Origin of the sequence: Pantoea sp. CCBC3-3-1 (assembly GCF_007981265.1) — a bacterium.
Taxonomy (GTDB): Bacteria; Pseudomonadota; Gammaproteobacteria; order Enterobacterales; family Enterobacteriaceae; genus Erwinia.
This window is the reverse complement of record NZ_CP034363.1, coordinates 3,381,770-3,395,856: the sequence shown is the minus strand read 5'-3', so window position 1 is coordinate 3,395,856 and position 14,087 is coordinate 3,381,770. Positions and strand designations below refer to the sequence as shown.

General features: G+C 55.3%; 13 protein-coding genes. 11 read left to right on the top strand and 2 right to left on the bottom strand.

The genetic code is table 11. The annotated features are described in order from the left end of the window. The first annotated feature begins 2 nt into the window (after positions 1 to 2). The 10 genes from nuoE (at position 3) to nuoN (ending at position 12,097) form a co-directional block, all read left to right on the top strand. Positions 3 to 518: an NADH-quinone oxidoreductase subunit NuoE gene (gene nuoE / locus EHV07_RS15800; protein WP_147198959.1), complete on the top strand. Its 516-nt coding sequence runs from the start codon at positions 3 to 5 to the stop codon at positions 516 to 518. Beyond that, positions 515 to 1,861 carry an NADH-quinone oxidoreductase subunit NuoF gene (gene nuoF / locus EHV07_RS15795; RefSeq protein ID WP_147198958.1) on the top strand — a complete coding sequence of 449 codons (1,347 nt, stop codon included), beginning with the start codon at positions 515 to 517 and terminating at the stop codon, positions 1,859 to 1,861. The genes nuoE and nuoF overlap by 4 nt, the downstream gene beginning before the upstream one ends. A 75-nt stretch (positions 1,862 to 1,936) precedes the next feature. Then, positions 1,937 to 4,663 carry an NADH-quinone oxidoreductase subunit NuoG gene (gene nuoG, locus EHV07_RS15790; protein ID WP_147198957.1) on the top strand — a complete coding sequence of 909 codons (2,727 nt, stop codon included), beginning with the start codon at positions 1,937 to 1,939 and terminating at the stop codon, positions 4,661 to 4,663. Beyond that, positions 4,660 to 5,634: an NADH-quinone oxidoreductase subunit NuoH gene (gene nuoH / locus EHV07_RS15785; RefSeq protein ID WP_147198956.1), complete on the top strand. Its 975-nt coding sequence runs from the start codon at positions 4,660 to 4,662 to the stop codon at positions 5,632 to 5,634. The genes nuoG and nuoH overlap by 4 nt, the downstream gene beginning before the upstream one ends. Positions 5,635 to 5,649: 15 nt before the next feature. Then, positions 5,650 to 6,192 (top strand): NADH-quinone oxidoreductase subunit NuoI, encoded by a 543-nt coding sequence (gene nuoI / locus EHV07_RS15780; RefSeq protein ID WP_147198955.1) that lies wholly within the window; start codon positions 5,650 to 5,652, stop codon positions 6,190 to 6,192. 10 nt (positions 6,193 to 6,202) lie between these two features. Further along, positions 6,203 to 6,757, top strand: a complete 555-nt coding sequence (nuoJ, locus tag EHV07_RS15775) for an NADH-quinone oxidoreductase subunit J (protein WP_147198954.1) — start codon at positions 6,203 to 6,205, stop codon at positions 6,755 to 6,757. Further along, positions 6,754 to 7,056 (top strand): NADH-quinone oxidoreductase subunit NuoK, encoded by a 303-nt coding sequence (gene nuoK, locus EHV07_RS15770; protein ID WP_034916091.1) that lies wholly within the window; start codon positions 6,754 to 6,756, stop codon positions 7,054 to 7,056. Before nuoJ ends, nuoK begins: the two co-directional genes overlap by 4 nt. Then, complete coding sequence (gene nuoL, locus EHV07_RS15765) at positions 7,053 to 8,891, top strand: NADH-quinone oxidoreductase subunit L (protein ID WP_147198953.1); 1,839 nt, start codon at positions 7,053 to 7,055, stop codon at positions 8,889 to 8,891. The genes nuoK and nuoL overlap by 4 nt, the downstream gene beginning before the upstream one ends. A gap of 221 nt (positions 8,892 to 9,112) precedes the next feature. Further along, entirely contained in the window at positions 9,113 to 10,633 is a 1,521-nt protein-coding gene (nuoM, locus tag EHV07_RS15760; protein ID WP_147198952.1) for an NADH-quinone oxidoreductase subunit M, read from the top strand. A gap of 6 nt (positions 10,634 to 10,639) precedes the next feature. After that, positions 10,640 to 12,097, top strand: coding sequence for an NADH-quinone oxidoreductase subunit NuoN (gene nuoN / locus EHV07_RS15755; RefSeq protein WP_147198951.1), 1,458 nt, complete (start codon positions 10,640 to 10,642; stop codon positions 12,095 to 12,097). A gap of 61 nt (positions 12,098 to 12,158) precedes the next feature. On the opposite strand, the gene EHV07_RS15750 is transcribed toward nuoN, so the two are convergent. Next, the gene (locus EHV07_RS15750) at positions 12,159 to 12,758 is read right to left on the bottom strand and encodes a pentapeptide repeat-containing protein (RefSeq protein WP_147198950.1); all 600 of its coding nucleotides are present in this window, start codon (positions 12,756 to 12,758) and stop codon (positions 12,159 to 12,161) included. Between the two features lie 116 nt (positions 12,759 to 12,874). Between EHV07_RS15750 and EHV07_RS15745 the strand changes: the two genes are divergently transcribed. Beyond that, the gene (locus tag EHV07_RS15745) at positions 12,875 to 13,324 is read left to right on the top strand and encodes a GNAT family N-acetyltransferase (RefSeq protein ID WP_147198949.1); all 450 of its coding nucleotides are present in this window, start codon (positions 12,875 to 12,877) and stop codon (positions 13,322 to 13,324) included. A 19-nt stretch (positions 13,325 to 13,343) separates the two neighbouring features. On the opposite strand, the gene EHV07_RS15740 is transcribed toward EHV07_RS15745, so the two are convergent. After that, complete coding sequence (locus EHV07_RS15740) at positions 13,344 to 13,871, bottom strand: hypothetical protein (protein ID WP_147198948.1); 528 nt, start codon at positions 13,869 to 13,871, stop codon at positions 13,344 to 13,346. Between the last annotated feature and the right edge of the window lie 216 nt (positions 13,872 to 14,087).

Here is a 14,087-nt window from a genome sequence, read left to right as displayed (position 1 = left end):
TTATGCACGATCAACGAATTGCGATCGAAACGATCGAAGATAACAAGGCTTTTGTGCTGAGTGCGGCAGAACATGATGCCATCGAGCACGAAAAGCATCATTACGAAGATGCCCGCGCGGCGTCGATTGAAGCGCTGAAAATCGTTCAGAAACAGCGCGGCTGGGTGCCGGATGGCGCTATCCATGCCATTGCCGATGTCTTGGGCATTCCGGCCAGCGATGTGGAAGGCGTAGCCACCTTTTACAGCCAGATTTTCCGTCAGCCGGTTGGCCGCCACGTAATCCGCTACTGCGATAGCGTGGTTTGCCATATCACCGGTTTCCAGGGCATTCAGGCGGCGCTGGAAGAAAACCTGCAAATTAAACCAGGCCAGACCACGGCGGATGGCCGCTTTACGCTGCTGCCAACCTGCTGCCTCGGTAACTGTGACAAAGGCCCGACGATGATGGTGGATGAAGATACGCACGTTCATCTTACGCCGGAAAACATCGTCAATTTACTGGAGCAGTATCAATGACAGCCAAACAGATCATTCGTACTGCGGAAATGCATCCGCTTACCTGGCGTCTGCGCGACGACAAACAGCCGGTTTTCTTTGACGAATACCGCAGCAAAAATGGCTACGCAGGTGCCGATAAGGCGCTGAAAACTCTGTCTCAGGATGAGATTGTGGCGGCGGTGAAAGATTCAGGTCTGAAAGGCCGTGGCGGCGCAGGTTTCTCCACGGGACTGAAGTGGAGCCTGATGCCGAAAGATGAATCCATGAACATCCGTTATCTGCTGTGCAACGCGGATGAGATGGAACCAGGCACCTACAAAGACCGCTTGCTGATGGAGCAAATGCCACACCAGCTGGTGGAAGGCATGTTGATCAGTGCGTTTGCGCTAAAAGCCTACCGTGGCTACATCTTCCTGCGCGGCGAATATATTGAAGCCGCTGTCAATTTGCGTCGCGCTATTGCTGAAGCGACAGAGGCCGGTTATCTGGGGAAAAACATCCTCGGTACCGGTTTTGATTTTGAGCTGATCGTGCATACCGGCGCAGGTCGTTATATCTGTGGCGAAGAAACGGCGCTGATCAACTCGCTGGAAGGCCGTCGCGCGAATCCTCGTTCGAAACCGCCGTTCCCGGCATCTGCGGGTGCATGGGGCAAGCCAACCTGCGTAAACAACGTTGAGACGCTTTCTAACGTTCCGGCAATTTTGGCTAACGGCGTCGACTGGTACAAAAACATCTCCAAAAGCGACGATACCGGCACCAAAATGATGGGCTTCTCGGGTCGGGTAAAAAACCCGGGCGTTTGGGAGCTGCCGTTTGGCACCACCGCGCGTGAAATCCTCGAAGACTATGCCGGCGGCATGCGTGATGGCCTGAAGTTTAAAGCCTGGCAGCCGGGCGGGGCAGGAACCGATTTCCTGACCGAATCCCACCTCGATTTGCCGATGGAATTTGCCAGCATTGGCAAAGCGGGCAGTCGTCTGGGTACCGCGCTGGCCATGGCCGTCGACCACGAAATCAATATGGTTTCGCTGGTGCGTAACCTGGAAGAGTTTTTCGCCCGTGAATCCTGCGGCTGGTGCACGCCCTGTCGTGATGGCCTGCCGTGGAGCGTAAAAATTCTGCGCGCGCTGGAACGTAAAGAAGGGCAGCCGGGCGATATCGAAACCCTGTTGCAGCTCTGCCGCCAGCTTGGCCCGGGTAAAACGTTCTGTGCGCATGCGCCAGGTGCAGTCGAGCCACTGCAAAGCGCAATCAAATATTTCCGCGAAGAATTCGAAGCAGGCATTGCGCCGCAGGTTTACAGCAACGCGCATGCGATTGCCGGTATTCAGGCCAACCTGCTGAAGGCTCGCTGGTAAAACGACGCTTACGCGCAGATAACAGTTTATGTTTAACGCCCGATTAACCCCGGGCCTTACTTGAGCAAGTTCACTATGGCTACAATTCATGTAGACGGTAAAGAATACGATGTCGATGGAGCGGACAACCTGCTACAGGCTTGCCTCTCTCTTGGCCTTGATATTCCTTATTTTTGCTGGCACCCGGCGCTCGGTAGCGTCGGTGCCTGCCGCCAGTGTGCGGTGAAGCAATTCCAAAATGCCGAAGATACGCGTGGCCGCCTGGTGATGTCCTGTATGACGCCAGCGTCTGACGGCACCTTCATCTCTATTGATGATGGCGAGGCAAAAGAATTCCGTGAAAGCGTGGTGGAGTGGCTGATGACCAACCACCCGCATGATTGCCCGGTCTGTGAAGAAGGCGGTAACTGCCATTTGCAGGATATGACCGTGATGACTGGCCACAGCTTCCGTCGCTATCGCTTTACCAAGCGAACCCACCGTAACCAGGACCTTGGCCCGTTCATCTCTCACGAAATGAACCGCTGTATCGCCTGTTACCGTTGCGTACGCTACTACAAAGATTACGCGGACGGCACCGATCTTGGCGTGTACGGCGCGCACGATAACGTCTACTTCGGCCGCCCGGAAGACGGTACGCTGGAAAGCGAGTTTTCCGGCAACCTGGTGGAAATCTGCCCGACCGGCGTATTCACCGATAAAACGCACTCCGAACGCTATAACCGTAAATGGGACATGCAGTATGCGCCAAGCATCTGCCAGCAGTGCAGCATCGGCTGTAATACCAGCCCGGGTGAGCGCTATGGCGAACTGCGTCGTATTGAAAACCGCTATAACGGCACCGTAAACCAGTACTTCCTTTGCGACCGCGGGCGTTTCGGTTACGGCTACGTCAATCTTAAAGATCGTCCTCGCCAGCCAATGCAGCGCCGTGGCAATGACTGGATTGCCCTGAACGCTGAACAGGCGATGCAGGGCGCGGCTGACGTACTGCGCCAGGCGAAAAAAGTGATCGGCATTGGTTCACCTCGCGCCAGCGTCGAAAGCAACTTTGCACTGCGTGAGCTGGTCGGTGCGGAAAACTTCTCTACTGGCATTCCATCGGGCGAGCAGTCGCGGCTGGAGCTGATGCTGAAGGTTCTGCGCGACAGCGGTGTGCATACGCCTGCGCTGCGTGAAATCGAAAGCTATGATGCGGTACTGGTATTGGGCGAAGACCTGACGCAGGTCGGTGCCCGCGTGGCGCTTTCCGTACGGCAGGCCGTGAAAGGCAAAGCGCGTGACATGGCCGCCGCGCAGAAAGTGTCCGACTGGCAGATTGCCGCCATCATGAATATTGGTCAGCACGCCAAACATCCGCTGTTTGTCACCCACGTTGATGCCACTCGCCTCGATGATATTGCCGCATGGAGCTATCGCGCGCCGGTTGAAGATCAGGCTCGCGTCGGTTTCGCGATTGCTCACGCGCTGGATGAGACTGCACCGGCAGTTGAGGGCATCGATCGCGCCCTCAGCGGCAAAATCGATGTGGTTGTTCAGGCGCTGGCCGGTGCGAAAAAGCCGCTGATTATTGCCGGCACTCATGCCGGTAGCGAAGCCACCATTCAGGCTGCTGCCAACGTGGCTAAAGCGCTGAAAGGTCGCGGCGCAGAGGTCGGGATTACGCTATTGGCGGGTGCCGCCAACAGCGTTGGACTGGGCATGATTGGCGGGAAATCGCTGGATGCCGTGTTGGGCGAGCTGAAAGAGGGTTCGGCAGATGCGGTGATCATTATGGAAAACGATCTCTATCGTCACGCGCCTGCCGCTCAGGTAGATGCGGCGCTAAGCAATACGCCAAACGTCATCGTTATCGATCATCAGCGCACCCGCACTGTTGAAAAAGCCGGTTTGATCCTCTCCACCGCAAGCTTTGCCGAAAGCGACGGCACGGTAGTCAATCAGGAAGGTCGCGCGCAGCGTTTCTTCCAGGTTTACGATCCTGCTTACTACGACGACAAAGTGGAAATGTTGGAAAGCTGGCGCTGGCTGCATTCGCTCCAGAGCACCATCAGCAGCCGCGAAGTGGACTGGACACAGCTCGACCACGTTATCGATGCTTGTATAGCCGCCTTCCCTCAGCTGGCCGGAATCAAAGAGGCCGCGCCGGATGCCAGCTTCCGTATCCGTGGTCAGAAACTGGCGCGTTCACCAGCACGTGCCAGTGGTCGTACGGCGATGCGTGCAAACATCAGCGTGCATGAGCCGCGCCAGCCGCAGGACAAAGACACCATGTTCGCCTTCTCAATGGAAGGGAACAACCAGCCGGGCGCTGCCCGTTCGCAGATCCCGTTTGCCTGGGCGCCGGGCTGGAACTCCCCGCAGGCCTGGAACAAATTCCAGGATGAAGTGGGCGGCAAGCTGCGTAACGGCGATCCGGGTGTGCGCCTGTTTGAAGCAGGCGACAGCCAGCTGGGCTGGTTTGATAACGTGCCCGTTGCCTTTACCGGTCAGGCGGACAACTGGCGTGTCGCCCCTTATTTCCAGCTGTTCGGCAGTGAAGAGATGAGTCAGCGCTCGCCCGTTTTCCAACAGCGTATGGCTACGCCTTATGTGGTGGTCAATCCGGCTGATGCCGAGAAGCTGGGCGTGAATGCCGGCACCTTTGTGGAGTTTGGCTGTTCAGGAGAAACCCTGCGTCTGCCGGTACGTTTCTCGGCAACGTTGCAGGCGGGGCAGGTAGGACTGCCGTTAGGCATGCCGGGCATCCCGCCATTCCTGTTGGGTGCCAATATTGACAATCTGCGGGAGGCGGCGCAATGAGTTGGTTAACACCGGAAGTTACTGATGTGATTATTGCCGTCGTTAAAGCATTGGTGATCCTGTTTGTGGTAGTGGGCTGTGGCGCGTTTATGAGCTTTGGCGAACGTCGCCTGCTCGGGCTGTTCCAGAACCGCTATGGACCTAACCGCGTCGGCTGGGGCGGCTCGCTTCAGCTGGTGGCGGATATGATCAAAATGTTCTTTAAAGAGGACTGGACGCCGCCGTTTACCGACCGGGTGATCTTTACCCTCGCGCCAATGATCGCTTTTACCTCGCTGCTGCTGGCGATGGCGATTGTGCCCGTCACTTCGACCTGGATGGGGGCCGATTTAAATATCGGCATCCTGTTCTTCCTGATGATGGCTGGCCTGGCTGTTTACGCCGTGCTGTTCGCGGGCTGGTCCAGTAACAACAAATACTCCCTGCTGGGCGCGATGCGTGCGTCGGCGCAAACCCTGAGCTATGAGGTGTTTCTTGGCCTGTCGCTGATGGGCGTGGTGGCGCAGGCAGGCTCGTTCAATATGGTGGATATCGTTAACAGCCAGCAGCATCTGTGGAACATTATTCCGCAGTTCTTTGGCTTTATCACCTTCGCCATTGCGGGCGTTGCGGTCTGTCACCGTCATCCTTTTGACCAGCCGGAAGCGGAGCAGGAACTGGCCGACGGTTATCATATTGAATACGCCGGGATGAAGTTCGGTCTGTTCTTTGTGGGTGAATACGTCGGTATCGTCACCGTTTCATCTCTGATTGTGACGCTGTTCTTCGGCGGCTGGAACGGTCCGTGGCTGCCGCCGATTTTCTGGTTCGCCATCAAAACGGCGTTCTTCATGGTGATGTTCATTTTGATTCGTGCTGCGCTACCGCGTCCGCGCTATGACCAGGTGATGTCGTTTGGCTGGAAAGTCTGTTTGCCGTTGACGCTGTTGAACCTGCTGGCGACCGCCGCAGTGATTCTGTACAACGCGTGAGTTTGGGGTTAATCGATGAATATTAAAGACATTCTGGTGGGATTTGGCACAACGGTACGCAGTATCGTGCTGATTGGTTCTAACGCGTTTGCTAAGCGTGAAACCATGATGTATCCGGAAGAGCCGGTTTACCTGCCGCCGCGCTACCGTGGGCGTATTGTGCTGACACGCGATCCCGATGGTCAGGAACGCTGCGTCGCCTGTAACCTTTGCGCAGTAGCCTGTCCGGTAGGCTGTATCTCGCTGCAAAAAGCGGAAATGGCCGATGGCCGCTGGTATCCCGAATTCTTCCGTATCAACTTCTCGCGCTGCATTTTCTGTGGCCTGTGTGAAGAGGCTTGCCCGACCACTGCGATTCAGCTTACCCCAGACTTCGAACTGGGTGAGTTCAAGCGTCAGGATCTGGTGTATGAAAAAGAAAACCTGCTGATTTCCGGTCCGGGCAAATATCCGGAATATAACTTCTACCGGATGGCGGGTATGGCGATTGATGGCAAGGACAAAGGCGAAGCGGCCAATGAAGCCAAACCCATCGACGTCAAGGGCTTGTTACCTTAAGGAGCCAGGCATGGAATTTGCATTTTATCTTTGCGGACTGGTGGCGGTGCTAACGACGTTGCGCGTTATTACCCACACTAACCCGGTCCACGCACTGCTGTATCTGATTATCTCCCTGCTGGCGATTGCCGGGGTGTTTTTCACGCTGGGCGCCTATTTCGCCGGTGCGTTGGAAATCATCGTCTATGCCGGGGCGATTATGGTGCTTTTTGTGTTCGTGGTGATGATGCTCAACCTGGGCGACAGCGTTCAGGCTCAGGAGCGCGAATGGCTCAAGCCCGGCGTCTGGTTTGGGCCGGGGCTGCTCTCGTTGCTGCTGCTGGGCGTAGTGGTTTACGCCATTCGCTCAATCAACGATCAGGGCATTGACGGCACCATGATTGATGCCAAAGCCGTGGGTATCAGCCTGTTTGGTCCTTACGTGCTGGCGGTGGAACTGGCTTCCATGCTGCTGCTGGCGGGTCTGGTGGTGGCTTACCACATTGGCCGCGAGCAGCGTGCTGGCGAAGTCCTGAGTAACCGTCCTGCGGATGCAGCAAAAAGCAAGAAGGAGGAACACGCATGATCCCTTTGCAACATGGCCTCATTCTGGCGGCTATTCTCTTTGTCCTCGGCCTCACTGGCGTGATTATTCGTCGTAATCTGCTATTTATGCTGATTAGCCTCGAAATCATGATTAACGCGGCAGCGCTGGCGTTCGTGGTGGCGGGGAGCTACTGGGGACAAGCCGACGGCCAGGTGATGTATATCCTGGCGATCAGCCTTGCCGCAGCGGAGGCCAGTATCGGCCTGGCGCTGTTGCTGCAGCTGCATCGTCGTAGCCAGAACCTCAACATTGACAAAGTGAGTGAGATGCGCGGATGAATCTTCTCTATTTAACCATTTTGTTCCCGCTGATTGGCTTTTTGCTGCTGGCTTTTTCCCGCGGCCGCTGGTCAGAAAACCTGTCGGCAACGGTGGGAATGGGTTCCGTCGGTTTGGCGGCGCTGGTCACGATCTGGGTCGGTATCGACTTTTTCAGCCAGGGACAGCCCGTATTTAATCAGGCGCTTTGGACCTGGATGCACGTTGGCAACTTTAATATCAAGGTCAACCTGACGCTGGACGGTTTATCACTGACCATGCTGTCGGTTGTTACCGGCGTGGGCTTCTTTATCCACATGTTTGCCTCCTGGTATATGCGGGGAGATGAGGGCTATTCGCGCTTCTTTGCCTATACCAACCTGTTTATCGCCAGCATGGTGGTTCTGGTGCTGGCCGATAACCTGATGCTGATGTATCTGGGCTGGGAAGGGGTGGGGCTTTGCTCCTACCTGCTGATTGGCTTCTACTACACCGATCCGAAAAACGGCGCGGCGGCCATGAAAGCTTTTATCATCACCCGTGTGGGCGATGTGTTCCTGGCGTTTGCGTTGTTTATCCTCTACAACGAACTGGGCACGCTGAACTTCCGCGAAATGGTTGAGCTGGCGCCTGCGCACTTCGCGGCGGATAACCACATGCTGCAATGGGCGACGCTGATGCTGCTGGGTGGCGCGGTAGGTAAATCTGCTCAGCTGCCGCTGCAAACCTGGCTGGCCGATGCAATGGCAGGCCCAACGCCGGTTTCCGCGCTGATCCACGCCGCAACCATGGTGACGGCAGGCGTTTACCTGATTGCCCGCAGTCACGGTCTGTTCCTGCTGACGCCGGAAGTGCTGCATCTGGTGGGGATTATTGGTGCGATAACGCTGGTGCTGGCAGGCTTTGCCGCGCTGGTGCAGACCGATATCAAACGCGTGCTGGCTTACTCAACCATGAGTCAGATTGGCTATATGTTCCTCGCCCTGGGCGTTCAGGCCTGGGACGCGGCCATTTTCCATCTGATGACCCATGCGTTCTTTAAAGCGCTGCTGTTCCTCTCTTCCGGTTCGGTGATCCTTGCCTGCCATCACGAGCAGAACATCTTCAAGATGGGCGGCCTGCGTAAAAGCATTCCGCTGGTGTATGTCTGCTTCCTGGTGGGCGGCGCGGCGCTGTCAGCGTTACCGCTGATTACCGCGGGCTTCTTCAGTAAGGATGAGATCCTGGCGGGCGCGCTGGCAAATGGACACATTAACCTGATGGTTGCGGGTCTGGTCGGCGCATTTATGACCTCGCTCTACACCTTCCGTATGATCTTTATTACCTTCCATGGCGAAGAAAAAATTCACGCGCACGCGGGCAAAGGCATTACGCATCATTTGCCGCTAATCGTGCTGCTGATCCTCTCAACCTTTATTGGTGCACTGATTGTTCCACCGCTCAGAGGCGTACTGCCAGAAACGACGGAACTGGCGCACGGCAGCGTGCTGACACTGGAAATCACCTCGGGCGTGGTAGCGATTGTCGGCATCCTGCTCGCGGCGTTCCTGTGGCTGGGTAAACGCTCACTGGTAAACAGTATCGCCAGCAGCGCACCGGGACGCTTCTTCTCTACCTGGTGGTTTGCTGCCTGGGGCTTCGACTGGCTGTATGACAAGGTTTTCGTCAAGCCTTACCTGTTTGTCGCCTGGGTACTGAAAAGCGATCCGCTGAACGGGCTGATGAATATCCCGGCGCTGTTCTCCCGTCTGGCGAACAAAGGGCTGGTAGTCAGCGAGAACGGCTATCTGCGCTGGTATGTCGCTTCCATGAGCGTTGGTGCGGTGGTCGTGCTGGCGCTGCTGATGGTGGTTTAAAGGTTTGTGAGCGGGGGATGAGGCAGGCTGCTTCATCCCAATAAAAATATTTTTAAAAATATTCCCCGGAACAACGGGCGTCATCGGCGAAGGGAGTTCGTTTACCGCCAGCGCGGAGCAACCGCAGCATACTTTGGTATGTGAGGATTGCGAGCACTGCCGGAAAACGAAATACCGAGCAAGATAGCCCAAACGGGGACTAAAGAAGGGAAGAGATCGCCATGTTATTACCCTGGCTAATATTAATCCCGTTCATCGGTGGCCTGCTGTGCTGGCAGCTGGAACGCTTTAGCGTCAAGCTGCCGCGCTGGATCGCGCTGATCGCAATGGGACTGACGCTGGCGCTATCGTTGCAACTTTGGTTGCAGGGCGGCTATTCGTTAACGCAGGCTGTGGGCCTGCCACAGTGGCAGTCTGAATTTTCGCATTCGTGGATCCCACGTTTTGGCATTAGCGTGCACCTGGCGCTGGACGGTCTGTCGCTGCTGATGGTCGTGCTTACCGGCCTGCTTGGCGTGATGGCTATTCTCTGTTCATGGAACGAGATTGAAAAATGGCAGGGCTTCTTCCACCTTAACCTGTTGTGGATCCTCGGCGGCGTGATTGGCGTGTTCCTTGCCATCGACATGTTCCTGTTCTTCTTCTTCTGGGAAATGATGCTGGTGCCGATGTATTTCCTCATCGCACTTTGGGGTCATAAAGCCTCGGACGGGAAGACACGTATTACCGCCGCGACCAAATTCTTTATCTATACGCAGGCCAGCGGCCTGGTGATGCTGATTGCCATTCTGGCGCTGGTTTTCGTCAACTACAACGCCACCGGCGTGTGGACCTTCAACTACGAAGATCTGCTGAAAACGCCGATGTCGAACAGCGTTGAATATATGCTGATGCTCGGCTTCTTTATCGCTTTCGCGGTGAAAATGCCGGTTGTGCCGCTGCATGGCTGGCTGCCCGATGCGCACAGTCAGGCACCAACGGCAGGTTCGGTTGACCTCGCGGGGATCCTGTTGAAAACCGCAGCTTACGGCCTGCTGCGCTTTGCGCTACCGCTGTTCCCCAATGCATCGGCAGAGTTTGCGCCGATTGCGATGTGGCTGGGGATTATCGGTATTTTCTACGGCGCGTGGATGGCGTTCTCGCAGTACGATATCAAGCGCCTGATCGCTTATACCTCTATCTCGCATATGGGCTTTGTGCTGATCGCCATCTACACCGGCAGCCAGCTGGCGTTCCAGGGCGCGGTAGTACAGATGATTGCTCACGGTCTGTCTGCTGCGGCACTGTTTATTCTGTGCGGCCAGCTTTATGAACGCCTGCATACCCGCGATATGCGCCAGATGGGCGGTCTGTGGTCGCGCATTAAATGGCTACCGGGTCTGTCGCTATTTTTTGCCGTTGCCAACCTTGGCATGCCGGGCACCGGGAACTTCGTGGGGGAATTTATGATCCTCACCGGCAGCTTCCAGTCGGTACCGGTTATTATCGTTGTTGCGACATTTGGCCTGGTTTTCGCTTCCGTTTACTCGCTGATCATGATGCAGCGCGCCTATTACGGTGCGCCAAAGTCAGAAACGCCGCTGCGCGGGATGTCGCCGCGTGAGTTCCTGATGATTATGGTGCTGGTGGTTCTGCTGGTGCTGTTGGGCGTTTATCCGCAGCCGATTCTGGATACCTCACATGCTGCCATGAGCAATATTCAGCAGTGGTACACCGCTTCAATTTCAACTACAAGGCCGTAATTCGCCATGACAATAACTCCTCAACAATTGATCGCGCTTCTGCCGATGCTGATCGTCGGATTGACGGTAGTCGTGGTGATGCTGTCCATTGCGTGGCGACGCAACCACTTCGTCAACGCCACGCTGGCGGTAGTTGGCCTTAACCTGGCGCTGTTCTCGCTCTGGTTTGTCGGGCAGGCCGCGCCAATGGACGTCACGCCGCTGCTGCGGGTCGATGGTTTTTCAATGCTCTATACCGGGCTGGTGATCCTTGCCAGCCTGGCGACCTGTACCTTTGCTTACCCGTGGCTGGAGACTTACCCGGATAACCGGGAAGAGTTCTATCTGCTGGTGCTGATTGCGGCGCTGGGCGGCATTGTGCTGGCCAGCGCGAATCATCTGGCGTCCATGTTTATCGGTATTGAGCTGATTTCTCTGCCGCTGTTTGGCCTGGTCGGTTATGCCTTCCAGCAAAAACGCTCGCTGGAAGCGAGCATCAAGTACACCATTATGTCGGCGGTGGCTTCATCGTTTCTGCTGTTTGGTATGGCGCTACTTTACGCCGACTCCGGCAATCTGGGCTTTGTCGCGCTCGGTCACAGCCTGAACGACAGTATGCTGCATCAGCCGCTGCTGCTGGCCGGCCTGGGGATGATGATCGTTGGGCTCGGCTTTAAGCTCTCGCTGGTGCCTTTCCACCTGTGGACGCCGGATGTCTATCAGGGCGCGCCTGCGCCGGTCTCGACTTTCCTCGCCACCGCCAGCAAAATCGCCATTTTTGGCGTGGTGATGCGTCTGTTCCTGTACGCGCCAGCGGCTGACAGCGAGGCTGTGCGTCTGGTGCTGGCGATTATTGCCGTTGCGTCGATTCTGTTCGGCAACCTGATGGCGATTTCGCAGAGCAATATCAAGCGTCTGCTGGGCTATTCGTCGATTGCGCATCTGGGCTATCTGCTGGTGGCGCTGATTGCCATTCAGACGCATCAGCTGTCGCTGGAAGCGGTAGGCGTTTATCTGGCGGGTTATCTGTTTAGCAGCCTGGGTGCCTTTGGTGTGGTAAGCCTGATGTCCAGCCCGTACCGCGGCCCGGATGCAGACTCCCTGTATTCGTATCGTGGTCTGTTCTGGCATCGCCCAATCCTGTCGGCGGTGATGACCGTGATGATGCTGTCGCTGGCGGGGATCCCGATGACGTTAGGCTTTATCGGTAAGTTTTACGTTATCGCGGTGGGTGTGAGCGCCAATTTGTGGTGGCTGACCGGTGCGGTAGTGGTAGGGAGCGCCATTGGCCTTTACTACTATCTGCGCGTCACCGTCAGTCTTTATCTGACGCCGCCGGAGCTGTTACAGCGTGATACGCCAGCCAACTGGGCATTTACCGCGGGCGGTGTGGTGGTGCTGATTTCAGCCATTCTGGTCCTGCTGCTGGGTATCTATCCTCAGCCGCTGATCTCACTGGTGCAGATGGCCCAGCCGCTGATGTAGTTGATGGAAAACGGGCTCTCTGGAGCCCGTTTTTTTCATCTGCCGCTCGGTTAACCCGCCGTTAATCAACCAGCTCAATACCCAGACTTTCCAGCAGGCTTACCGCTTCAAGACGGGAAAATTTTGCGCGAGCGACAGCGTTGTTCAGCACATCGATTTGAAAGTCCCAGGAATCGGTAAAATCGGCTTCCCGGAGATTCGTATTGCTGAACAAACTCCCTGCCAGGTCGCAGCGGATAATTTCAGCAGAAGAGAGATCGCACTCTCTGAAATCGACCTCGTTCAGCCGGCACTCTTCCAGTTTCAGGCCGCGTAGCGTCAGGCCAAAAAAAGAAGCATTAGTCAAAATCGACTTTGTGAATTGCAGCTCAGGAGCAAGACTGAATGCTGGCCAGTGCGCCCGGGTCCAGTCAATACCGCTGAGTTTGCACTCGTCAAAACTGATTTCAGTGAAACGCGAACCGATGATCTCCATCACGCTAAGATTACAATGACTGAAGGTGCAGTTAATAAATTTGCATCGGGTCAGGCGTGCTGAGGTAAAGTTACAGTGTTTGAATTCACACTCTTCGAAGCTGGTGCCTTCTAAACGCGAGGCCGAAAAATCCAGCTTACTGAAAGATTGGTCGAAATAGTCACTGTTACTGGCGAGCGGGATCATGCATAACCTCTTTCAGAATCGACAGGCCGACGTCGCGCGCTGATGATAAAGAACCAGACAGGGCGAGACTTTTTTGAAAAGCGTAGCAGGATCCTTTGCGGCAACCGAGGGAAAAAATGAATATTATCTGGCAGGATTTACATCATAGCGAGCTAAGCGCGCCGCTGCTTTATCAGCTGCTGGCTTTGCGTAATGCGGTATTTGTTGTTGAGCAGAACTGCGCCTATCAGGATATTGATGGCGCCGATTTGGCGCATGAAAATCGTCATTTGCTGGGCTGGTTTGACGATCGGCTACTGGCCTATGCCCGCATTCTTTCGCCTGAAGAACACAGTCAGCCGGTGAAAATTGGCCGGGTCATCGTCTCCAGCGAGGCGCGTGGATTGAGTCTCGGCAATCGTTTAATGGAGCAGGCTGTCGATCTCTGCAAAGAACACTGGCCTCAGCATAAAATCAAGCTCTCTGCTCAGGCGCATTTGCAGGCGTTTTATGGCCACTTTGGCTTTAAAACGGTGAGCGATGTTTATCTGGAAGATAATATTCCGCATGTGGATATGGAGAAGTAAACGGGCCTTATTGCACGTATCAGATAAAAGGTAGTCGTTTTAGCAGTCGCAGCAGGCGGCTGCTTCTTTTTCTCCGTTTTGTCTCCGGAAGCTGTGGAAAAAACTGTCCGTTGGTTAACGGAATACCCTGGGTAAAATCGCAAGGCCAGTCAGCCTGAAAATAGGGCAACGCTTTGTTATGCAGGCAAAAAGTGGTTAATTCAGCCAGCCAGGCGCGATAAGATTCATTGTTGCCTTTGCAACATTCTGCCAGCTCGGGCCAGTGCTGAATAAACCTCTGCGCCAGTTGAAGAGGGGTAAGGCTTCTGCTTGCCTCCCAACCAAAAGGCGCATCACCGTCGCCACTGCCATAATGAACCCGCAATTCTGAACGCTCGTCAGGACAGCTGTGCCAGTTGCTAAATATCGCAGCCGGCGCAAGCGTCAGGCGCCAGTGAACGCCAGAAGGTGACATCGCCGGATAGATTTGCAGCTTCTGGTAGCCCATGCGATGAAGCTCGCAGCACATTTGCAATAGTCGTAAAGATGACTGAACGGGATCGGACATTTTTACCTGCTGTTATTTAATTACTGTACCTATCAAGGCTTTCAACCGCGAGTAATGTCATTCTTCTCGTAACCCGGTTGATTACCTGAGCACGCTGGAGATCTGGCATATGGCTTTCGCTGAATAGTGAACCCCTGGCGTGTTCAAAATAGTATGACAGATAAAAAAATGGGCGAAGATCTCTTCGCCCATGTTCCGCTTGCTGTAAGTCATTAA

Coding starts and splice junctions, on each gene's coding strand:
- nuoM (WP_147198952.1), top strand. CDS start 9,113: ATGTTATTACCCTGGCTAATATTAATCCCGTTCATCGGTGGCCTGCTG.
- nuoL (WP_147198953.1), top strand. CDS start 7,053: ATGAATCTTCTCTATTTAACCATTTTGTTCCCGCTGATTGGCTTTTTG.
- EHV07_RS15745 (WP_147198949.1), top strand. CDS start 12,875: ATGAATATTATCTGGCAGGATTTACATCATAGCGAGCTAAGCGCGCCG.
- nuoH (WP_147198956.1), top strand. CDS start 4,660: ATGAGTTGGTTAACACCGGAAGTTACTGATGTGATTATTGCCGTCGTT.
- nuoJ (WP_147198954.1), top strand. CDS start 6,203: ATGGAATTTGCATTTTATCTTTGCGGACTGGTGGCGGTGCTAACGACG.
- nuoF (WP_147198958.1), top strand. CDS start 515: ATGACAGCCAAACAGATCATTCGTACTGCGGAAATGCATCCGCTTACC.
- nuoE (WP_147198959.1), top strand. CDS start 3: ATGCACGATCAACGAATTGCGATCGAAACGATCGAAGATAACAAGGCT.
- nuoI (WP_147198955.1), top strand. CDS start 5,650: ATGAATATTAAAGACATTCTGGTGGGATTTGGCACAACGGTACGCAGT.
- EHV07_RS15750 (WP_147198950.1), bottom strand. CDS start 12,758: ATGATCCCGCTCGCCAGTAACAGTGACTATTTCGACCAATCTTTCAGT.
- nuoK (WP_034916091.1), top strand. CDS start 6,754: ATGATCCCTTTGCAACATGGCCTCATTCTGGCGGCTATTCTCTTTGTC.
- EHV07_RS15740 (WP_147198948.1), bottom strand. CDS start 13,871: ATGTCCGATCCCGTTCAGTCATCTTTACGACTATTGCAAATGTGCTGC.
- nuoG (WP_147198957.1), top strand. CDS start 1,937: ATGGCTACAATTCATGTAGACGGTAAAGAATACGATGTCGATGGAGCG.
- nuoN (WP_147198951.1), top strand. CDS start 10,640: ATGACAATAACTCCTCAACAATTGATCGCGCTTCTGCCGATGCTGATC.